This window comes from Nonomuraea diastatica (genome assembly GCF_004349015.1).
In the GTDB taxonomy this organism is placed as follows: domain Bacteria; phylum Actinomycetota; class Actinomycetes; order Streptosporangiales; family Streptosporangiaceae; genus Nonomuraea; species Nonomuraea diastatica.
Map to the genome: position 1 here is coordinate 16,614 of NZ_SMKP01000048.1, position 21,976 is coordinate 38,589.

Annotated in this window: 16 protein-coding genes; 9 read left to right on the forward strand and 7 right to left on the reverse strand. The window is 70.7% G+C overall.

What is annotated here, in order from left to right; translation table 11 throughout:
* Positions 1 to 52 precede the first annotated feature (52 nt).
* On the reverse strand, positions 53 to 1,525 hold the full coding sequence (locus E1294_RS18595; protein WP_132509773.1) for an aldehyde dehydrogenase family protein: 1,473 nt from the start codon (positions 1,523 to 1,525) through the stop codon (positions 53 to 55).
* A 228-nt stretch (positions 1,526 to 1,753) separates the two neighbouring features.
* Positions 1,754 to 2,416 (reverse strand): endonuclease NucS, encoded by a 663-nt coding sequence (gene nucS / locus E1294_RS18600; RefSeq protein WP_132509774.1) that lies wholly within the window; start codon positions 2,414 to 2,416, stop codon positions 1,754 to 1,756.
* A gap of 125 nt (positions 2,417 to 2,541) precedes the next feature.
* On the opposite strand from nucS, the gene E1294_RS18605 reads away from it, so the two are divergent.
* The 7 genes from E1294_RS18605 (at position 2,542) to E1294_RS18635 (ending at position 15,768) form a co-directional block, all read left to right on the forward strand.
* Complete coding sequence (locus E1294_RS18605) at positions 2,542 to 2,832, forward strand: ATP/GTP-binding protein (protein WP_132509775.1); 291 nt, start codon at positions 2,542 to 2,544, stop codon at positions 2,830 to 2,832.
* Between the two features lie 11 nt (positions 2,833 to 2,843).
* Positions 2,844 to 3,548, forward strand: coding sequence for an alpha/beta hydrolase (locus E1294_RS18610; RefSeq protein ID WP_132509804.1), 705 nt, complete (start codon positions 2,844 to 2,846; stop codon positions 3,546 to 3,548).
* Positions 3,549 to 3,822: 274 nt separating this feature from the next.
* Positions 3,823 to 6,993 (forward strand): LamG-like jellyroll fold domain-containing protein, encoded by a 3,171-nt coding sequence (locus E1294_RS18615; RefSeq protein ID WP_246083097.1) that lies wholly within the window; start codon positions 3,823 to 3,825, stop codon positions 6,991 to 6,993.
* Between the two features lie 202 nt (positions 6,994 to 7,195).
* On the forward strand, positions 7,196 to 13,288 hold the full coding sequence (locus E1294_RS57230) for an RHS repeat-associated core domain-containing protein (RefSeq protein WP_165977356.1): 6,093 nt from the start codon (positions 7,196 to 7,198) through the stop codon (positions 13,286 to 13,288).
* Between the two features lie 110 nt (positions 13,289 to 13,398).
* Complete coding sequence (locus E1294_RS18625) at positions 13,399 to 13,872, forward strand: MarR family winged helix-turn-helix transcriptional regulator (RefSeq protein WP_132509777.1); 474 nt, start codon at positions 13,399 to 13,401, stop codon at positions 13,870 to 13,872.
* Positions 13,873 to 14,084: 212 nt separating this feature from the next.
* Positions 14,085 to 14,849, forward strand: a complete 765-nt coding sequence (locus E1294_RS18630) for an SDR family NAD(P)-dependent oxidoreductase (protein WP_132509778.1) — start codon at positions 14,085 to 14,087, stop codon at positions 14,847 to 14,849.
* A gap of 136 nt (positions 14,850 to 14,985) precedes the next feature.
* Positions 14,986 to 15,768: an alpha/beta fold hydrolase gene (locus E1294_RS18635; protein WP_132509779.1), complete on the forward strand. Its 783-nt coding sequence runs from the start codon at positions 14,986 to 14,988 to the stop codon at positions 15,766 to 15,768.
* Positions 15,769 to 15,820: 52 nt separating this feature from the next.
* On the opposite strand, the gene E1294_RS18640 is transcribed toward E1294_RS18635, so the two are convergent.
* From E1294_RS18640 to mce, 3 genes are all read right to left on the reverse strand, one after another.
* Positions 15,821 to 17,083: an AI-2E family transporter gene (locus E1294_RS18640; RefSeq protein ID WP_246083098.1), complete on the reverse strand. Its 1,263-nt coding sequence runs from the start codon at positions 17,081 to 17,083 to the stop codon at positions 15,821 to 15,823.
* A gap of 139 nt (positions 17,084 to 17,222) precedes the next feature.
* On the reverse strand, positions 17,223 to 18,521 hold the full coding sequence (locus E1294_RS18645; protein ID WP_132509780.1) for a DivIVA domain-containing protein: 1,299 nt from the start codon (positions 18,519 to 18,521) through the stop codon (positions 17,223 to 17,225).
* Between the two features lie 192 nt (positions 18,522 to 18,713).
* Entirely contained in the window at positions 18,714 to 19,136 is a 423-nt protein-coding gene (gene mce / locus E1294_RS18650) for a methylmalonyl-CoA epimerase (RefSeq protein ID WP_132509781.1), read from the reverse strand.
* Between the two features lie 86 nt (positions 19,137 to 19,222).
* Here mce and E1294_RS18655 point away from each other — a divergent pair, with 86 nt between their 5' ends.
* Both E1294_RS18655 and E1294_RS18660 read left to right on the forward strand, forming a co-directional pair.
* Positions 19,223 to 20,404 carry an acetyl-CoA C-acetyltransferase gene (locus E1294_RS18655; protein WP_132509782.1) on the forward strand — a complete coding sequence of 394 codons (1,182 nt, stop codon included), beginning with the start codon at positions 19,223 to 19,225 and terminating at the stop codon, positions 20,402 to 20,404.
* Between the two features lie 9 nt (positions 20,405 to 20,413).
* On the forward strand, positions 20,414 to 20,812 hold the full coding sequence (locus E1294_RS18660) for a hypothetical protein (protein ID WP_132509783.1): 399 nt from the start codon (positions 20,414 to 20,416) through the stop codon (positions 20,810 to 20,812).
* A 202-nt stretch (positions 20,813 to 21,014) separates the two neighbouring features.
* Here E1294_RS18660 and E1294_RS52785 read toward each other — a convergent pair whose 3' ends face one another.
* Both E1294_RS52785 and E1294_RS18665 read right to left on the reverse strand, forming a co-directional pair.
* On the reverse strand, positions 21,015 to 21,167 hold the full coding sequence (locus tag E1294_RS52785; protein ID WP_165977357.1) for a hypothetical protein: 153 nt from the start codon (positions 21,165 to 21,167) through the stop codon (positions 21,015 to 21,017).
* Positions 21,168 to 21,300: 133 nt separating this feature from the next.
* Positions 21,301 to 21,972 carry a DUF4230 domain-containing protein gene (locus E1294_RS18665; RefSeq protein ID WP_132509784.1) on the reverse strand — a complete coding sequence of 224 codons (672 nt, stop codon included), beginning with the start codon at positions 21,970 to 21,972 and terminating at the stop codon, positions 21,301 to 21,303.
* Positions 21,973 to 21,976 lie beyond the last annotated feature (4 nt).

Sequence of the window (21,976 nt, forward strand, 5' to 3'; positions counted from 1 at the left end):
CCAGAGCACACAATTATGGACGGATGATCGGATTTGGGAAAGAGTGCGGCGATTATCTCTTACGTCGCCCGTGCAAGAACGTGACAAGCCTGATCAGCCGCTCAAGTTCCGCGGGCCCCCGAGAGAACGACGTCAGGTTCATTCCGGGCATCGCGAAGCGCTGCCGGGAGATCGCCTTGGGCCTGGCGAACTCGCGCAGACCGTCGGCTCCGTGGATCCGGCCGAACCCCGAATCGCCCATCCCGCCGAACGGCAGCGCCGGAACCCCGGCGAACGAGATCACCGAGTTGATGGCGGTCATCCCCGTGCGCATCCTCCGGGCCAGGTCCGTCGCCCGCCGCGCGTTCCTGGAGAACACCGTGCCGCCCAGCCCGTAGGCCGAGGCGTTGGCCAGCTCCAGCGCCTCGTGCGCGTCACGGGTGCGCCGCACGGTGAGGGTCGGCCCGAACGTCTCCTCCCGCACCGAGGGGGAGTCCTCCGGCACGTCCTCCACGATCACCGGGTCGACGTACGGCGCCCGCACCGCGTCGGCGCCGCCGGCCACCACGCGTCCAGCCTTGGCGGCGTCGTCGATGTGCCGCTTGATGATGTCCACCTGACCGGGCATCGTGATCGGGCCGTAGTGCTCGCCCGCCCGCACACCGGCAACCCGCTCGGACAGCTCGCGCATGAAACCGTCATAGACGGCGTCGACGACGTAGACACGTTCGACGCCCACGCACGTCTGGCCCGCGTTGGACATCGCGCCCCACAGGCAGGCGTCCGCCGCCGCCCGGAGGTCGGCGTCGGCGTCCACGATGAACGCGTCCTTGCCGCCGCACTCGGCCACGATCGGCGTGAGGTTCTCGGCGCAGGCCGCCATGACACGCTTCGCCGTGGCGGTCGAGCCGGTGAACGCCACCTTCTTCACCCTCGGGTCCGCGGCCAGCGCCGCCCCCGTCTCCCCCAGCCCCGTCACGCTCTGCAGCACCGGGTGCTCCGGCACGGACTCCTCGAACAGCTCCGCCAGCCGCACGCCGATGCCGGGGGTGAGCTCGCTCGGCTTGAACACGACCGCGTTGCCGGCCGCGAGCGCGTAGGCGATGGAACCCATCGGGGTGAAGACCGGGTAGTTCCACGGGCCGATCACACCGACCACGCCCAGCGGCAGGTATTCGAGGGTGGCGGTCAGGTTGAGGCCGATCATGCCGGTGGCGACCCGGCGGCGGCCCAGCACCTTCGCCGCGTTGCGGGCGGCCCAGTCGAGGTGCGTGATGGCCAGGACGATCTCCAGCGTGGCGTCGCCGACCGGTTTGCCCGTCTCCTCGTGGACCAGCTTGGCGAGGGCCCTGAGCTCCCGGGTGACGACCGCCTTGTAGTCGAGCAGCCGCCGCCTCCGCTCGGCCGCCCCGATCGCGGCCCACCACCGGGCGGCCTCCTCCGCCCGCCCCACCGCCTGGTGCACGGCCTCGGGGGCCTGGTTGGGGTGACTGCCGACGATCTCGCCGGTCGCCGGATTGAGTGAGTCGAACGTCAGCGTCGCCATGGCGTCACCATAAACCGCTCACCCCCCGCTTACCACAGCCCCCCAACCGCCCCACACCCACGCCGGACGGCTGCGGAGAGAGCCGGTGAGCCGGGATCTCACCACTTACAGGACCCACAGAGCGCGCCGTAGCGGCGGGTCCCCCCTGCAGGGTCAGAGGCCGTTCCCTGGAAGGCCGTCAGCCGGAGTGCGGCGGGTGGCCGGCCTCCGCGGAGCCGTAAAAGATGATCAGAACAGAGTCGGGTTCTCGGGTTGGATGCCGCGGAGGGCGTCGTAGTCGAGAGTGACGCAGGAGATGCCGCGGTCGGAGGCGAGGACGCGGGCTTGGGGTTTGATCTCCTGGGCGGCGAAGACCCCGCGAACGGGTGACAGCAGCGGGTCGCGGTTGAGCAGTTCGAGGTAGCGGGTCAGCTGCTCGACGCCGTCGATCTCGCCCCGGCGCTTGATCTCGACGGCCACCGTCGCTCCGTGCCCGTCGCGGCACAGGATGTCGACGGGGCCGATCGCCGTCATGTATTCGCGCCGGATCAACGAATAGCCGTCGCCCAACGTGGTGATGTGCTCGGCGAGCAGCTCCTGCAGGTGGGCTTCCACGCCGTCCTTGATCAGCCCGGGATCGACGCCCAGCTCGTGGCTGGAGTCGTGGAGGATCTCCGCCATGGTGAGGACGAGCTTCTCGCCGGTCTTGCCGTGCGTGACCGTCCAGGTCTCGCCGTCCTCTTTGAGCTTGCACGGTGGATTCATCCAGTTGAGCGGCTTGAACGCGCGGTCGTCGGCATGAATGCTCACGCTGCCGTCCGCTTTGATCAGCACAAGTCGCGGCGCCATCGGCAGGTGCGCCGTGAGCCGTCCGACATAATCCACGCTGCACCGCGCGATGACCAACCGCATGACGCTCCACCTTAGCGGCTCTGGAAAACTGGTCGCATGGCGTTTGAACGGGTGGAGGCGGCCGGTCTCGGCAAGGTGGGAACGCCGCGGATGGCGGATATGGGTGTGATGGGTTTCTCTCGCGGATGAGCCCGCGTCGCGCCCGCCGCAGGGAGTCCTCCCGCCCCTTCGGCTTCCCGACCGGCCTGGACAAGGTGGAGGAGTGGCCCGACGGCTCGTGGAAAGTACGCATGCTGACCGGGTCGTCCTCCACGAAGAACTACCGATGCCCGGGATGCGACCAGGAGATCCGCGCAGGGCTGCCGCACATCGTGGCCTGGCCCGCCTGGCCGGGCGGCGACGAGGAGCGCCGCCACTGGCACCAGGCCTGCTGGCGTAAGAGACTCGACCGCGGCCCAGGCCGCAGCCGTTACTGAGAGGACCCATGGTGGAGATTCGCGCGGCCACAGTGCTGCCCGCCCGGCGAGAGCCCATCGAGTTGCACACCGGCGACGGCCTGACCTTGGTCGGCGAGCTGGCCCTGCCCTTAGAACGGCCTCCCGTGGCCACGCTGGTCACGCTGCACCCGCTGCCCACCCACGGCGGCTTCATGGACAGCCACGTCTTCAAGAAGGCCGCCAACCGCCTGCCGGCCCTCGCCGACCTGGCCGTGCTGCGCTTCAACACGCGCGGCACCTCGTCGGAGCGCGGCACCTCGGAGGGCACGTTCGACGGCGGCCAGGGTGAGCGGTTCGACGTGGCCGCGGCCCTCGAATACGCCGAGTTCCACGATCTGCCACACGTGTGGGTGGTCGGCTGGTCGTTCGGCACCGAGCTGACGCTGAAATGGGCGCACGATCCGCTCGTGGAGGGCGCGATCCTGCTCTCGCCCCCGCTCCACCGGGCCACCGACGACGACCTGGACGCCTGGACGCGGTTCGGGCGGCCGCTGGTCGCCCTGGTGCCCGAGTTCGACGACTATCTGCGGCCCGAGGAGGCCCGCGAGCGGTTCGCCCGGGTGCCGCAGGCCGAGGTCGTCGGGGTCGACGGCGCCAAGCACCTGTGGGTGGGGGAGCCGTACGTGCGCATCGCGCTGGACGAGATCGTCAAGCGGGTGAATCCGGGGACGTGGCCGCTCCCGACGGAGGTCTGAGACCGCCTTGGCGGATACTTCCATGTGCTCAAGATCACTGAAAATTTTTTGAGCAGAATGAGCAGAACTCTGGACCAAGCTAATTGACCGGGGTGAGAATCCGATCGTCAACCGAAGATCGTGGAGACGCCGGGCGCTTGAGTCCCGCGCGTAACCCCTGCTCAGCGTGGGCGAGGAACGTATGCGGGTGATGCGTGGAGTGGCCGCGGCGGCGTTATCGGCGACGATCTTAGTGGTTCCGCAGGCGGTGTCCGCACAGGAGCGATCACCGTGGGTGGCCGGGCCGCCGGCGAACGTCCCGGCGGAGACCGAAGGGGCCGCGCTGGCGATGGCCCGGCGCGCGGGCAGGCCGGTCGAGGTCGCGTCGATGCGCAGCGAGACCCGCCAGGTGTTCGCCCAGCCCGACGGCAGGCTCACCATGGAGCTGCACGTGCGGCCCGTACGCGTGCGCAAGGGGGATCGCTGGGTCCCTGTCGACACCACGCTCCGCCTGCGCCCCGACGGTGTGGTCGAGCCGGTCGCCACGGCGGTCGGCCTGACGTTCTCCGGCGGCGGCAGCGGTCCGCTGGCTGGCATGTCGCGCGGGGGCAAGGCGATGCGGCTGGGGTGGGCGGGCACTTTGCCCAAGCCGGCGCTGAAAGGCGACACCGCCACCTACCCCGAGGTCATGCCAGGCGTGGACCTCCAGGTCACCGCGGACGTGGACGGCTTCTCGCACCTCCTGGTGGTCAAGTCGCGGGCCGCCGCGGCCGGGCTGACCGAGCTGGCGTTCCCGCTCTCCGTCTCCGGCCTGTCGCTGAAGGCGGACAACGCGGGCAACATCGAGGCCGTCGACGACAACGACGGCACGATCTTCGTCGCGCCCACCCCGAAGATGTGGGACTCCGAGAGCATCACGAGCCCGCAGGCGCTCAAGGAGGGACGCTCGCCGGAGGCCAGGGAGGCCACGATGGGCGTGCGGCTGGCGGGCGGCCGGCTGCGGCTCAGGCCAGACCGGAAGATGTTGACGGACCCGGGGACCCGCTTCCCCGTCTACCTCGACCCGTACTTCTCGGCCGCCCGCAACGCCTGGACGGCCGTCTGGAGCAACTGGCCCAACTCCAACTACCTCAACTCCAGCGACGTCGCCAGGGTGGGCCACGTCAACTCGCAGAAGAACCGCTCGTTCTTCCAGATGAACACCGGCTCGGCCATCCACGGCAAGCAGATCGTCAAGGCCACGCTGCGCACGTACGAGACGTGGTCGTACTCCTGCAGTGCCCGCAAGGTGGAGGCCTGGGCGACCAACACCATCAGCAAGAGCACCACCTGGAACAAGCAGCCCACGTGGGTCACCAAGCTGGCCACGGTGAACGTCGCCAAGGGGTGGGGGCCGAAGTGCCTGCCGGGCGGCGTCGAGTTCGACGTCACCCCGCAGGTGGTCAACGCCGCCGCCAACCAGTGGCCCAACGTCACCATCGGCCTCCGCGCGACCAGCGAAACCGACCAGTACGCCTGGAAGAAGTTCAGGAACAACCCGAGCCTGGTCATCGAGTACAACTCGGTGCCCGCCGACCCCGTGGCCGCGGACCTGTGGTCGGACCCGGGCGGCGCCTGCGTCTCCGGCGACGGCAGGCCGGTCATCGGCACCGACACGCCCACGTTGTGGGCCAAGCTGACGGACGCCGACAACTCGGTCAAGGGCCGGTTCGAGTGGTACGACGCCGGCGGGGTCAAGTCGGGCGAGTACGTCACCCCGCTGGGTTCGTCGGGCGGCGCCTTCTCCGCGACCATCCCGAACAGCCTGTACGCCGACGGCGCGATGATCCGCTGGCGGGTGCGCGCCGAGGACGGCACGGCCACCGGCGCGTGGAGCCCCTGGTGCGAGGCCACCGTGGACGCGACGGCCCCCGGCAGGGAACCGCAGGTCTCCTCGCCCGACTACAGGGAGAGCGGCTGGAGTGACGGCGTCGGCCTGCCCGGCACGTTCACGTTCGCGCCGAACGGCGTCCCCGACGTCGCCGCCTACGTCTGGGGCCTCGACACGGTCCCCAAGGCGGAGTCCGAGCCCGCCGCGGACGGCACGGCCACGATCGTGCTCACCCCGCGCCACAGCGGCCCCAACGTGCTGGCGGTGCGCAGCAGGGACCGCGCCGGCCACCTCGGCCCGATCCGCACCTACGTCTTCAACGTCAACACCGGCAAGCCGCCGAGCGGGCACTGGACGATGGACGACGGCCAGGGCGCCGTGGCCGCCGACTCCACCGGCGCCCACCCCGCGACGCTGCACGGGGCCACCTGGACGGCCGGCAGGACCGGGTCCGCGCTGCGGCTGTCCGGCGCGTACGCCCAGACGTCCGGCCCCGTCGTCGACACCGGCCGCAACTTCACCGTCAGCGCCTGGGCGCGCCTCACCAGCACGGCCGGCTCCGCGACGGCCGTCACCCAGGAGGGCGGCAGGACGGGCGCGTTCGCGCTGCAGTACGCGAAGGCCGACAACCGCTGGGCGCTGAGCCTGCCGGGCGCGGACGTGGACGGCGCGCCGGTGGCCAGCGCCCTGTCGCAGGCCGCGCCCCGGCTCGGCGAATGGACCCACCTGACCGGCGTCTACGACTCGGCGGCCGGCCAGATCTCGCTCTACGTGAACGGCCGGCTGGAGTCCACGGTCGCCGTCTCACCACCATGGAACGCCAAGGGCCCCCTGACGATCGGCCGCGGAAGGGTCGGCGGGGCGGCTTCGGACCACTGGCAAGGGGACGTCGACGAGGTACGGGTGTACGCCCGCGCCATGTTCGCCGACGAGGTCGCCGATCTGGTCAACAGCGCTGCCACGCTGGTCGGCCACTGGAGGCTGGACGAGGAGTCCGGCTCGTCGGCCGCCGATTCCTCGGGCCGCGCGACCGCCGCGTCGTTGTCCGGAGCCGCCTCGTGGACGGGAGGCTGGCTGGACGGCGCGCTCGCGCTGGACGGCGTCGGCGGGCACGCCCAGACGAGCGCGCCCGCCGTCAACACCAGGACGGGTTTCACCGTCGCCGCCTGGACCCAGCTCGACTATCTTCCCACCCGCGAGACCGCGGCCGTGGCCCAGACCGGCAGCCGCGCCGCCGGTTTCCAGCTCGGCTTCGACCAGGGGCGGTGGGCCCTGGGCATGGCCGCCGCCGACACCGACGACGCCGCCCTCGTACGCACCCGGTCCGACGCCATTCCCGTCCCCCTGGAGTGGACGCACGTGGCCGGCGTGTACGACCCCTTGGCCGGAGAGCTGCGCATCTACGTCAACGGCCGCCTGTCCACGACCACCGTGACCGACCACATCAGTGCCTGGAACGCCACCGGCCCGTTGCAGTTGGGGCGGACCAGGACCGCGGGAGTCCTCACCGGCTACTGGCCGGGTGCCCTTGACGACGTCCGCACGTACGACGGTGTGCTCAACGCCGAGCAGATCGCTCAACTGGCCGCCCAGTAATTCGCCCTAGCAGCACTGGGAGAGATCCATGGATCCGCAGAGCGAGTTAGACCTGCCCGAATCCCGCTGGAATCGTTTTCAGCACCCCCGGGAACCGGGCAACCCAGACATCCCAGACCCCTCATGGAACAGGCTCGTCGAGCCCAAACCGGAGTCCCGCTGGCCACGCCGGCTGGCCACAGTCCTCTCGATCGTGCTCGTCATGCCCATGGCGTACGCCATGCCCGCCCACGCCGCGCCCCGCCAGGCCCCGTCCGTGCAGAGGGAGACGCCGGTCAAGGGGGAGAAGGTCCCGGTGGTCCCGCCGATGGCCGACCCGGTGCGGAAACAGGCGTGGCAGGCGCCGCCGGGCGTCTCCTGGCCCAAGCCGCAGACGGCCGAGCTCGGAGGCGCGGGCGCGAAGACCCAGGCGGCCGGATTCCCGGTACGGCTGGCCGCGCGGAAAGGCGTGACCGCGGCGGCCCCGGTGAAGGTCGAGCTCCTCGACGCCGAGGCCACCGGCCGGCTGGGCCTCGCACTGCGCGTCTCCCCTGGTGAGGGAGCCGCGGCGAAGACGGCCGCGGCCGGCACCCGCCTCGAGATCGACTACTCCGGCTTCCGCTACGCGTACGGCGGCGACTACGGTGCCCGGCTCCGTGTCGTCAAACTGGAGGAGTGCGCCCTCGACGCCAAGGCCACCGGCTGCGCCCAGCCGCAGCCGGTCAAGAGCGTGAACGACACCGAGGCGGGCACGCTGACCGCCGAGGTGGCGACGACCGGCCTGTACGCCGTGACCGCCGCCGCCTCCGGCCAGTCCGGCGACCACTCCGCCACCGGCCTGGCCCCCTCGGCCAACTGGAGCGTCGGCACCCAGTCCGGCGACTTCAGCTGGACGTACGATCTGCGCACGCCTCCGGCGCTGGGCGGCGAGGAGCCGGACGTGTCGCTCGTCTACTCCTCCCAGAGCGTGGACGGCCGCACCGCCTCCACCAACAACCAGCCGTCCTGGGCCGGTGAGGGTTTCGAACTGAACCCCGGCGGCTACGTCGAGCGCCGTTACACGTCCTGCATGGTCGACGGCAAGAAGACCGGCGACCTGTGCTGGGACCAGGACAACGCCACCCTGTCGCTCGGCAACTCCTCCATGGAGCTGGTCAAGGACGCCACGACCAAGCAGTGGCGGCCCAAGCGCGACGACGGCACCAGGATCGAGCAGCTCAAGGGCGCCACCAACGGCGACAACGACGGAGAGCACTGGCGCGTCACCACCGCCGACGGCACGCAGTACACGTTCGGGCTGAACCGCCTGCCCGGCTGGGCGTCCGGCAAGCCGGAGACCAGGTCGGTGCAGACTGTGCCGGTGTTCGGCAACAACAGCGGCGAGCCCTGCTACTCCAGCACCCCGGCCAACGCCTGGTGCCGGCAGGCTTACCGGTGGAACCTGGACTCCGCGGTGGACCCCCACGGCAACGCCACCACGTACTGGTACGCCCAGGAGACCAACTACTACGGCCGCCACATGAAGCCCGAGCAGGGCACCCAGTACGTGCGCGGCGCCTACCTGACCCGCATCGACTACGGCTACCTGAAGGGCGAGCTGTTCACCAGGGCGCCCGCCGCCCGCGTGGTCTTCGACGTGGCCGAGCGCTGCCTGCCCAGCGGCACGGTCACCTGCGCCCCCGACCAGCTCAAGAAGGACACCGCCAAACACTGGCCGGACGTGCCGTTCGACCAGATCTGCGGCTCGGGGCAGAAGTGTACCGACCGGCTGGCGCCGACGTTCTTCAGCCGCAAGCGGCTGGCCAAGGTCACCACGCAGATCCTCAATGGCTCAGGACAGTACTCCGCGGTGGACTCCTGGATGCTGGACCACGGGTTCCCCGCCACCGGCGACGGCATGAGCCCGTCGTTGTGGCTGGCCTCGATCCAGCAGACGGGCCACGTGGGCGGCACGATCACGCTGCCCAAGACCACGTTCACCGGCGTTCAGCTGCCCAACCGCGTCGACTCCGACGAGGGCCGCGCCCCGCTGGTCAAGTGGCGTGTGCAGGCGGTCGGCAACGAGTCCGGCGGCGAGCTGCGCGTCCACTACTCGGCCGCCGAGTGCGAGCCCGGCAAGCTGCCCGCCGCCGACAAGAACGACAGGCGCTGCTACCCGCAGCGCTGGGCCCCGCCGGACGAGGGCCAGGTCACCGACTGGTTCCACAAGTACGTGGTGACGCAGACGGTCGAGGTGGACCGCGTCGCGGGCTCGCCGAGCGTGGTCACCGACTACGAGTACCTGGGCGGCGCCGGCTGGCGCTACGCCGACAACATCCTCGTCAAGCCCGAGCACCGCACGTGGGCGGACTACCGGGGGTTCGGCCGGGTGCGCGTCCGCCAGGGCGACGGCCAGGACACCGAGCGCACGCTCACGGAGTTCCGCTACTTCCGCGGGCTGCACGGTGACCGGCAGTCCGACGGCTCCAAGCGCAGCGCGCAGGTCGAGGACACCGAGGGCGTCAAGCTCGACGACCTCGACCAGCTGGCCGGGTTCGAGCGGGAGGAGATCCTGTACGACGGCGCCGGCGGGCCCATCCTGACCTCGACCGTCGAGGAGCCGTGGTCGCTCAAGACCGCGGAGTCCACGCAGGACGGCATCACCAAGGCCGCGTACGTGGTCGAGCCGAAGTCCATGGTCACCCGTACCGCCCTGGGCGGCGGCAAGTGGCGGCGGACCGGCGAGGAGCGCGCGTACGACGCCAGGGGTCTGCTCACGCAGGTGGAGGAGAAGGGCGATCTGGCCGCCGCGGGCGACGACCAGTGCACCCGCTACACCTACGCCCGCAACGACTCGGCCTGGATGCTCGACTACACCAGCAGGATCCAGAAGGTCGCGGCGAGCTGCGGCACCGCCGTGTCCACGCTCTCCGCCGGAGAGGTGATCTCCGATGAGCGGGTGCAGTACGACGGCCAGGCCTTCGGCCAGGCCCCGAGCAAGGGCGACGTGACCCAGGTCCAGCAGCTCGTGTCCGGGAACGGCGCGACGATCATCGACCGCGTCCACACCTACGACGCCTACGGCCGCGAGACCAGCGAGACCGACGCGGCCGGCACCAGATCCGTCACCACCTACGTCCCGGCCGCGGGCGCCCCCGCGACCGAGGTCAGGCAGACCAACCAGCTCGGCCACGTCGAGCGCACCCTGCTCGAACCGGCGTGGGGCGAGCCTGTCGCGGAGATCGACGCCAACAACCGCCGCGTCGACATGGAGCACGACGCGCTCGGCCGCCTGGTCAAGGTCTGGCAGCCCGACCGCAGCAAGGCGGCCGGGCAGTCGCCCAGCACGGAGTACTCGTACCTGATGCGCGACGACGGCCCCAGCGTCGTCACCACGAAGACGCTGCGCGCCGACGGCGGCTACACCACCAGCCACGAGCTGTACGACGGCCTGCTACGGGAGCGGCAGACGCAGGAGCCCGCGCCCCGCGACGACCAGGCGGGCGACCCCGCGCTGCGTGAGGGGCGTACGATAACCGACACCTTCCACAACTCGCTCGGCGAGCAGTACAAGTCGAACACCGGCTACTTCGCCACCGGGACGCCCTCCACCGAGCTGCTGGCGGTGGCGGACGCCGACGTGCCGACGCAGATCGTGTCGTCCTTCGACGGCTCGGGCGACGTGACCGCCCAGGTGCTCAAGGCGAAGGGCGTGGAGAAGCACCGGGTCAGCGCCGAGCAGGAGGGCGACAGGATCCACGTGACGCCGCCACCGGGCGGCACGGCGACCACCCGCATCGGCGACGCCGAGGACCGCCTGATCGAGCTGCGCCAGTACAAGGGCGCGACCCCGGCGGGCGACTACGAGTCCACCAGGTACACCTACGACCACGCGGGCCGGCTCGCCACGGTGACCGACCCCGCGGGCAACGTGTGGCGCCACCACTACGACATGCGCGGACGGGAGATCAAGACCGAGGACCCCGACAAGGGCGTCACCACGATGACGTACAACGACGCCGACGAGGTCGTCAGCACCACCGACGCCCGCGGCAAGACGCTCTGGTACGTCTACGACGAGCTGGGCCGCAAGAAGGAGCTGCGCGACGGCTCGGCGACCGGCCCGCTGCTGGCCGAGTGGAAGTACGACGGCCTGGCCAAGGGCCATATGAACGCCACCATCCGCTATGTGGGCGGGCAGGCGTACAAGGCGGAGATCAACGCCATCGACGCCGACTACCGCACGCTGCGCCAGACGGTCACCATCCCCGAGCGCGAGGGCAAGCTGGCCGGCGCGTACGTGCTCAACACCCGCTACACGCTCGACGACCAGGTGCAGTCGATCAGCTTCCCGGCCGCGGGCGGCCTGGCGGAGGAGTCGGTCGTCTACGGCTACGACGAGCTCGGCCAGCCGGTCAGGCTCGCCGGCCTGTCGACGTACGTGAACACGACGCGCTACTCCAAGCTGGGCGAGACCCTGCAGTACGAGCTGGGCTCGGGGAGCAAGAAGACCTGGCTCACCTACACCCACGACGAGTCCACCCGCAGGCTGACGAGCATGCGGCTGGACAGGGAGGGCGCCGCCGGCACCGATCTCGACCTCCGCTACTCCTACGACGCCGTCGGGAACATCACCAAGATCGCCGAGCGGGCGGGCGGCCAGGACACGCAGTGCTTCACCCACGACCACCTGCGCCGCATGACGTCGGCGTGGACGGCCACCGACGACTGCGCCTCCGGCTCCCCGCAGTCCGGTACGATCGGCGGCGTGGCCCCGTACGCGGTCAGCTACGCCTACGACGTCACGGGCAACCGGATCAAGGAGACCAAGCACGCCTGGGGCGGCGCGCCCGAGACCGTGCGCGCCTCCACCTACCCGAAGCCGGGCGAGCAGCGGCCGCACGCGCTGCTGAGCGCCGGATCGGACCTCTTCGAGTACGACGCGACCGGCAACACCACCAGGCGCAGGGTCGGCGCCTCCGACCAGACCCTCGTCTGGGGCGCCGAGGGCAACCTGGAGTCGGTGACGGAGGCGGGCAAGACGACGTCCTTCGTCTACGACGCGGACGGCGAGCGGCTGATCCGCAGGACGCCGGCCGACGCCACGCTCTACGTCGACGACATGGAGCTGCGCTTCGACTTCGCCAAGGACGCCGTCGAGCAGACCCGCTACTACACCATCAACGACCAGCCCATCGCGGTGCGCACGCCGGACGACCAGGTCCACTTCCTGGCCAACGACCATCAGGGCACCGCGCAGGCGGCGGTGAACGCCCGCAACGGTGAGCTGGCGATCCGCAGGCAGACGCCGTTCGGCGAGGACCGGGGCTCGCCACCGCCATGGTGGCCGGGCCAGCGCGCCTTCGTCGGCGGCACCAAGGATCCGACGACCGGGCTCATCCACCTCGGAGCCCGCGAGTACGACGCGCGCAACGGCCGCTTCCTGTCGGTCGACCCGGTCATCGACGATCTCGACCCGCAGCAGCTCAACGCCTACGCCTACGCCAACAACAGCCCCGTCACCATGAGCGACCCCGATGGCCAGCTGTTCTGGTTCGCGGCCGGCATCGCGGCCCGTCTCGCGATCCGGTGGGCGGCCAGGAGGGCGGCCCAGGCGGCCGCCAGGCGGGCGGCGCTGGCCGCGGCCAGGCGGGCAGCCGCGGCCAGACGCGCGGCGATCGCGGCGGCCCGGCGCCGTGCCGCGGCGCTGGCCAGGAAGAAGGCCGCCGCGGCGGCCAGGAAGAGAGCGGCCGCCGCGGCGCGGAAGCGGGCGCTGGCCGCGGCAAGGAAACGAGCGGCGGCCAAGGCCAGAAAGGCGCGGGAGGCGGCGGCGCGGCGCAGGGCCGCGGCGGCGGCACGGAGGAAGGCGAGGAAGGAGGCTCGCGAGGCGGCGGCCAGGAGGCGCGCCGCGGCGGCGGCCAGGGCGCGGAACAGGCGGGCCGGCAGGGTGCCGCGCGGCATCCAGCGGGCGCGGTCGCGTCCGGCGAGCCGGCCGACCAGCCACAGGTCGACGCAGCGGCAGTCGCCGCCGAAGGTGAACCGGCAGCCGGCCCAGCCACGGCCGAGCCACATCTGGCGCAACGACGGCACGAGGCAGCCGACCCAGTCCTACACCGTCTACGGCAACGGCCGGATGTACCCCCAGGGCCGGCCGCCGTCGAACCTGGGCCGGGGCAGCGGCAGCGGCCAGGGTGAGAAGCAGCTGTTCAAGCCGGAGCGGATAGAGCCGGAGAACACACGGGCCGGCACCGTCGCCGAGGCCGGCGGCCGCTTCACCCGCTGGATCGACAAGGGCGGCCTGGGAGACGCCCTGGACATCCTCTTCGGCGGCTTCTGACCCCGCGATCCGGTGCGAGGGCCGCCCCCGCTTCATGGGCGCCCTCGCACCGGCTGCTCCGTCAGTGCATGTCAGGGCTTCTGACATGCGCGCTATGTCATACTACTGACATGACGCAAGAAGAGGTCGTCGGCGACCTTGACCAGTCGGTGGGCTACGTCCTCAAGCAGGTGCAAGCGTCACTGCATGCCGCGATGGACGAAGTGCTGCGTCCCCTGGGTCTCACCGTTGCCCAATACGCCTGCCTCGAACTGCTCGGCCAGCATCCGGGACTGTCCAACTCCGACCTCGCCCGCCACGCCTTCGTCACACGCCAGTCGATGAACGTCGTCCTTCGCCGGCTGCAAGAGCGGGGCCTGCTCACCCGGCCTGCTCACGCCGCTCATGGGCGTGCCCTGCCCACCGAGCTCACCCGAGCCGGGCAATCGACGCTGCGCGAGGCCAGTGTCGCCGTGCGCGCCGTCGAACGGCGGATCTTCGCGCCGTTGTCGCGGGAGCGGCAGCGCCGGCTACGCGAGGACCTCGCTTCCTGCGCGGCCTCTGCGGTCGCAAACCAGCCCGTCACGCAGCCCCGAGAACCATAACCTCGCGCAGCCGGTGCCGGGACCCACCGGCACGCTCCCGCCCCGGATCTCGGCCGGTGCCGAAGCCGATAGCCCTATGCCGAGGGCGAGGTCTTCCCGGCCCGCCTGGCCACCGAGTACGGAGTCGGACGCTCCACCATCCACTGGGGTCCTCGCCTTTGCCGCGCGGAATCCATAGAATCCTGTTCGGTTTCTCAGACGCAGGAGGCGGCGTGGGCGCGTTCGATCTCAGCGGGAAGCAGGCCCTGGTCACCGGGGCGTCCAAGGGGATCGGCCGGGCCATCGCGCTCGCGTACGCCGAGGCCGGGGCCGACGTGGCGCTCGTGTCGCGCTCGGCCGGCCTGCTGGCCGAGACCGGCAAGGAGATCGAGGCGCTGGGCAGGCGCGCGCTCGTCGTCCCGGCCGACCTCACCGACCGCGACGCCGCCGCGGCGGCCGTCGCCGCGGCGATCGAGGGCCTCGGCCATCTCGACGTCATCGTGAACAACGCCGGCGGCTCCAACTTCATGGTCGAGTTCAAGGACCTGCGGCTGCGCGGCTGGGACAAGATCATGCGGCTCAACCTCGACTCCGCCATGGCCGTGTGCCACGCCGCCGCGTCGCACCTGCTGGAACGGGGTGGCGGCGCGGTCGTCAACGTGGCGTCGATGGCGGCGCTCGGCGCGCCCCTCCTGGCCCCGTACGCGGCGGCCAAGGCCGGGCTGGTGGCGCTGACGAAGACGCTGGCCGTGGAGTGGGCGTCGGCCGGGGTACGGGTCAACGCCCTGTGCCCGGGGTGGACCGCGACGGACCTCAACCGCAACCTCTGGGAGGACGAGGCCGCCAACGCCGCCACGGTGTCCGGCGTGCCCATGCGGCGCTGGGGGACGGCGGAGGAGATGGCGCAGCCGGCCGTGTTCCTGGCGAGCGCGGCGTCGGCGTACGTGACGGGGCAGGTTCTGTTCGTCGACGGGGGAGCCACCGCCGTCGCGGGGTAGGGCGTTCTCGCTATGCCGGATATATGGATATATGAGGGTTTCTGGGGTTATTGGGGGGAAAGCGGTCGCGGTCAACGGGGATATCGTCCTACGACATTGAGTGATTGTCGCCGTGAACCGGGTTACGGTGGGGCCCGTGCAGCTCTATAAGAGATCGGCCGGGACCGGGATCCCGGTTGTGCTGCTCCACGCGTTCCCCCTGTCGTCGGCCATGTGGCTGGCGCAGCGGGAAGGGCTGGCCACAGTCTGCCGGGTCATCACACCTGACCTGCGGGGCTTCGGCGGTTCGCGGCTGGGCGACGACGAGCCGTCACTCGACCTGATGGCCGACGACGTCGCCAGGCTGCTCGACGATGAGGGCATCGACAGGGCGGTGGTCGGCGGGTTGTCCATGGGCGGCTACGTGACCATGGCTCTCTGCCGCCGGCACCCCGACCGGGTGCTCGGCGTGATCCTGGCCGACACCAAGGCGGGCGAGGACCCGCCCGCGGCCAAGGACAACAGGGAGCGCATCGCCAGGGCCGTGTTGTCAGAAGGCAGCGAGGTGCTGGTCAGCGAGGTGCTTCCGGCGCTCATCGGGCCGACCACCAAGGAGCGGCGGGCCATGGTGTTCGGGCGGGTCAAAGGGCTGGTGCAGTCGGCTCCGCCGGGCGCCGTCGCCTGGGCGCAGCGGGCGATGGCCGCACGGCCTGGCTCGTTCGAGACGCTCAGGGCGCTGAAGGTGCCGCTGCTCGTCGTGGTGGGGGAGGAGGACGAGCTGTCACCGCCCGCCGACGCCGAGGAGATGGCACGCACCGTGCCCGAAGGGAGGCTGGAGACCATCCCGAAGGCCGGCCATCTGAGTGCGGTCGAGCAGCCTGAGGCGTTCAACGCCGCGGTGACCGAGTTCCTCAGGGCAGAGCTCGGCGGGGCGCGCTGAAGTCCGCTCAGGCCGCGCTCCACGGGGTTTCTGCGGGGCCTGAGCCCGGGGCTCAGGCCCGGGCCTGGCGGGGCAGCACGACCTCGCGGATGATCAGCGAGATGGCCGCCGCGACCGGGATGGCCAGCAGCGCGCCGACGATGCCGAGCAGCGCGCCCCCGAACAAAGCGGCGATCACGGTCACGGCCGGTGTCACGTCCACCGAGCGTTTCATCACCTTCGGATAGATGAAGTAGTTCTCGACCTGCTGGTAGAGCACGAAGAAGATCGCGCAGGCGATCCCCGCGGGCACCGACTGCAGCAGCGCGACAGCGCTCACGAACACCGCGCCGATCGTGGCGCCCACCAGCGGAACCAGGTCCAGCAAGGCCACGACCAGAGCGAGCGCGAGCGCGTACCGCACATCCGCGATCGACAGGAAGATCCAGGCCACCACGCCCGCGATGACCGAGATCAGCACGTTGCCCGCCACGTAACCGCCGATGCCGGTGAGGATCTCCTCGCTGATCGCGCGCGTGCGCTCCCTGCGCGAGGCGGGCACCAGCTTGAGCAGGTAGTCCTTGATGGTGTGCAGTGATCCGAGGAAATAGAGCATGAGCACCAGCAGCGTCACCGTGGTGAACACGCCGTTCAGCACCACCAGGCCCGCACCCATGATCCCGGTGGCCAGCGACGGCCCCAGCGTGCTCGTCACGAAGGTGCGCAGCTGCGGCAGGATCTGATAGTCGGCGTCGAGCTGGCGCAGCGTCGGATGGGTGCTCAGCTCCGTGATGTAGCCCGGCACCGCCTCGATGAACTCCGACAGCTGCTTGCTCACTGGAGGCACCACGGCCAGACCGAACAGCACGAACGCCACGATCACCCCGGTGAAGACGATTGAGATCGCCGCGCGCCTGACCAGCCCCCAGCGCTGCAGCGCCTCCACGGCCGGGTTGAGCCCGACGGCCAGGAACATCGCCACCACGACCAGAATGATCGTGCTCAGCGAGTTGACGACCATCTGGGCGATCGCGATCGCCGTCAGCACCCCCAGCCCGCCGACCAGCCCGAACAGGAACGGCCCCCGGGCCAGCGGCTTGCCGGGCAGCCCGTACGGCTGGGCGCCCGCCTCGCCGAGCCCACCCGCGGCCCGCTCCCCGGCCGCGGCCTCGAGCCCGCCGCCCTCAGATCGTTGTTCGGCCGCGGCCTCGAGCCCGCCACCCTCTGGCCGCTTCCCGGGCGCGGCCTCCAGCCCGCCGCCCTCAGGCCGTTCCTCGGGCGCGGCTACGAGCCCGGCGGCGGGCTCGGCCTTGGCGGGCTCGGCATCTGTGGACATGGGAACTCCATGGGGGATCGTCGACGTGCCGTGCCGAGCCCGCGCGGTGGCATGCCAGCCCGGCAACAAAGAGAGAGCCTAGCGACGATCAGGTCGCCAGGCTCTCTCAGCCGTCACTCAGCCCCCGTGCGAACTTCGGCTATTCCTGCCACCACTCCGCGTCGTCCTCCGCCTTGGCCTGGGCCTTGGCGGCGGGCGCCGGCACCGGCTCCGCGGGAGCGGCCTCGACCACGGGCGCGGCGATCGCCGGCTGGGCCGGGGCGGCCGCGACCGCGGGCTCCGGCTGCTCCTGGCCAGGCAGAGCGGCGCCGCCGAGCAGCTGGCGCAGCTGGGCCAGGTGACTGGTGATGCTGTCACGCTGGCGGGTCAGCTCGTCGACCTGGCGCTGCATCGCCGTGCGGGTGCGCTCGGCTTCGTTCTTCGCCTCGGTGACGATCGTCTCGGCGCTCGACTTGGCGTCGGCCACGATGGTCTCGGCGTTCTTGCGGGCGTTGGCGACGAGCTGCTTGGCGTGCAGGTCGGCCTCACGGCGGGTCTGGTCGGCCTGCTGGGTCGCCTTCGTGGCCCTCGACTCGGCCGTGGCGGCGCGCTGCTCGGCCTCGGCGACCAGCTTCTGCGTGGCGGCCTGGGCGGAGGCGTGGCGCTCGGCCTCCTGGCGCTCGGCGTCCTCGCGGCGGGCGGCGAGCTGGATCTCGAACTCGGCTTCGTCCTGGGCCCGCTTGGCCTCCGACTCCTCCAGCACCCGCTGAGCCTGCGCGCGCATCTCGTCGGCCTGCCGCTTGGCGGTGGTCAGCACCTCGTCGCGCTCGCGCTTGGTCGAGGCCCGCAGCTGGGCGACCTCGCGCTCGGTGGTGGTGCGGAGCTTGGCGATCTCCCGCTCGGCGTCGGCCCGCTTCTCCGCCACCTCGTGGTCGGCCGTGGCCCGCAGCTTGGCGGCCTCGCGCTCGGTGGTGTTGGTCAGCTCGTCGGCCTCGCGGCGGGCCGTCGAGCGGATCTCCTCGGCATCCCGCTCGGCGGAAGTGCGCATCTCGTCGGTCTCACGCGTGGCCTGGGCGCGCTTCTCGGCGGCCTCGGCCTCGGCGGCGGCTCGCAGGTCGGCGGCCTCGACCTTGGCGGCGGCCTTGATCTCGTTGGCCTCGGACCTGGCGGCCTGCACGAGCTCGGTGGCCTGCTCTTCGGCCAGGCGGAGCAGCTGCTCGATGCGGGCGCCGAGACCGGAGTAGGTGGGGCGCTCCTGCTCCTGCAGCTGGCGCTGGGAGTCGGACAGATCGCGCTGCAGGCCGGCAACCTGCTCACGCGCCTGGCGGAGCTCTCCGTCGACCTGCTTCAAGTGATCATGGACCTGATGCCGGTCGTAACCACGGAGCACCACGTCGAACTCGCGTGCTGGGGCGTCCTCGAAAAAGTTGTTGAGCTGGGCGTCGATGTCGGACTGCATGGAGGCTCGATCCTGGGTTGTCGAGACGGCTACACGGGCCGGACGGGGGGTTCGGGGCATCCGATCCAGGAGCCTGTGCCTCGCGGCAGGCTCCATGTCCGGTGGAAGGACAAGCGTACTCCGCTAGTGCCGCCTGCGAAGCCCCGTCCAACTTTCTGCGTGACTAGTTACATATGCGTGTTTTGTGGCTTTCTAGCGTCCGGCCGCCTGGACCAACTCGGTCAGCACTCCTCCCACGTCTTTGGGATGCAGGAACGCGATCCGTGAGTCCATCGACCCGTGCCTGGGACGCTCGTCCAGGAGCCTCACTCCTCTCTCGCTGATCTTACCCATGGCGTCCGCCACATCTCGTACGCCGAATGCCACGTGATGGACGCCCTCGCCACGCTTGGCGAGGAATTTTCCCACAGGGGAATCCTCGGAGAGAGGCTCCAGGAGCTGAATGTAGGAGCCCCCGCCTTCGCCGTCGGAGATGTGCAACATGGCCTCCTTGACACCCTGCTCCTCGTTGACCTCTCGGGCAACTACTGTCAGGTCGAACGTGTCAGAAAAGAGACGAATCTTCTCTTCGAGGTCCCGGCACGCGATCCCAATGTGGTCGATCCGCAGGAACATATGTGGCCCACCTCCATAGCGAACGGTCACCTACTCGTGGGTATGGTGTCAAAGAACCAGATGGCGAGCACAGGAGGCCCGTGTCCATGTCCAGTTCCGTCATCGTCGCCGGAGCTCGCACCCCGATCGGCAAGCTGCTCGGTGCCCTGTCCGGGCTGACCGCCGTCGACCTGGGGGGCATCGCCATCAAGGCGGCGCTCGGGCGGGCCGGCGTGGCACCCGAATCGGTCGAATACGTCATCATGGGCCAGGTCCTCCAGGCCGGCGCGGGCCAGATCCCCTCCCGCCAGGCCGCCGTCAAGGCCGGCATCCCGATGACCGTCCCCTCGGTCACCGTCAACAAGGTCTGCCTGTCGGGCCTCGACGCCATCGCCCTGGCCGACCAGCTCATCCGGGCGGGTGAGTTCGACATCGTGGTGGCCGGCGGCATGGAGTCGATGACCAACGCCCCCCACCTGCTGCCCGGCCTGCGCAAGGGCGTCAAGTACGGCGGGGCCGACGTGGTCGACTCGATGGCCCACGACGGCCTGTTCTGCGCGTTCGACCAGTGCGCGATGGGCGAGTCCACCGAGCGCCACAACACCAGGCTGGGCATCGGCCGAGAGGAGCAGGACGCCCTGTCGGCCCGCTCCCACCAGCTGGCCGCCGCCGCCGCCAAGAACGGCGTCTTCGAGGACGAGATCGTCCCGGTGCGGATCCCGCAGCGGCGCGGCGAGCCGGTCGTCGTCGAAGAGGACGAGGGTGTACGCGGCGACACGACGGTGGAGACGCTGGCCAAGCTGCGCCCGGCCTTCGCCGCCGACGGCACCATCACTGCCGGTTCCGCCTCCCAGATCTCCGACGGCGCCTGCGCCGTGGTGGTCATGTCGAAGTCCAGGGCCGAGGAGCTGGGCCTGCCGTGGCTGGCCGAGATCGGCAGGCACGGCAACGTGGCGGGCCCTGACGCCTCGCTCCAGTCCCAGCCCGCGAACGCCATCAAGCAGGCCATGGCCAAGCAGGGCGTGTCGGCGGGCGACCTGGACCTGGTGGAGGTCAACGAGGCCTTCGCCAGTGTGGTGCTCCAGTCCGCGCAGGAGCTGGGCGTCCCGCTGGACAAGGTGAACGTCAACGGCGGCGGAATCGCCCTGGGCCATCCGATCGGGGCGTCTGGTGCCCGGATCGTGCTCACGCTGGCGTACGAGCTGAAGCGGCGGGGCGGCGGCCTGGGAGCGGCGGGTCTGTGCGGCGGCGGCGGCCAGGGCGACGCGCTGCTCATACGCGTCCCCTAAGTACGCATCGTGTCGCCCCCGCGGGCGCGGCAGACCATGCCGAAGGTGCTGATCACCGGGATGTCGGGCACGGGCAAGTCGTCCGCGCTGCGAGCGCTGGCGGCGCGCGGGCACCGGACGGTCGACACCGACACGGACGAGTGGAACCGGTGGGTGAGGCTGCCCGACGGTGCGCGCGACTGGGTGTGGCGCGAGGAGGCCATCGGCCACCTGCTCACGGGCCACGACGAGGGCGCCCTGTTCGTGGCCGGCTGCCGCAGCAACCAGGGCCTGTTCTACCCGGACTCCGGCTCGGCCAGGTCGTACGGCGGCTGGAGGAGCTCATCACGCCCCCATAGGCGGAGACGTGCCCGGGTCGGTCGCTCCCAGTACCGACCTCGACCCGCTCGACGTGATCGGCCCCTGTGACGTCAGGTGGCCGCGCACGCTGGTCCGGCCGTAACACCACGGGTCCCGGACAGCGCGATGCCCCGGTCCGACCAGGAATGGGACCGGGGCCTCGTCACGCACTGCTCAGGCCCCACCAGGAATTCAGGACCCGAGCGCGCCCCTCAAGGGGGCTGTTCAGCCCGGCCGCGAGGGAGGTTGCGGCCGGGCTGCTTGTGGGCGGTCATGAGGCCAGGAACCTGGCGACGACCGAGCGGTGGCGGCGCTCGGCCCGCGGGCCCCTGCGCGCCTCCATGACCCGCCGCTGCTCGGCGGCGGCGCGGCGCAGCTCTGACGCGTGGTACTGCATCACGGCGTATTCGAGTTCGGCGTTCATCCGAGTGCTCCTCTGCTCTGTTGCCTGCACTCTCAAGAGTCGTCCTAAGGCCCTCCCCGCCACATCGGGCGGATGCCTTATCTCTGGACGTAGGCAGGTACTAAGCAGGCGGCTAAGGCCCCCCGAGACGCGGCTAGGGCTCGCCGGTGAACTCGACCGTCACCTTCTTGAACCCGAGCGACTTGAGCATGCCCGACAACATCGCCTTGGTGTTGGCGTCGGCCCTGGCGCGCAGGTCACTGGCCACCGCCGCCTCCGTGATCTTCTTCTCGGCCAGCAGGTACAGCTCCCGCTGGTCACCCGGCGAACCCGACAGGAAGTCCTGCACCCGGTCGAACAGGCCCCGCTGGTGCGCGAACACGTACGAGCGGCTGTTGTCCAGGTTGGGCTTCTCGAGCTGGGCATGCGGCAGGCGGATGGTCGCCTCCGTGCGGTCCGGCGAGACGGTGACCGCGTTGGTGCCCATGGCGGAGAAGTCGACGTACGCGTCCACGCCGCCCGCCCCGACGAACAACGTCCGGGTGCCCTTGACGGCGTCGGGCAGGAAGTTGGCGTCCTTCTCCAGGTCGACGACCACCTGGAAGGTGCCGGTAGCCGCCTGGAAGCGGCTCATGTCCTTGATCGACTGCAGCAGCGCCGGCTGGCTGCGGTCGATGGTCTGCCCGCCGAACGGGTCGAGCCACGACCAGGCCAGGCGGCCGCCCACCACGAGCAGGACCGCCAGGACCAGGAACGCCGCGAGATATCGCCACCTGCGGCGCCGCCCTGGCGTCACCTCGGGCGGCGTCGTACGGGAAGTCGTCATGGGA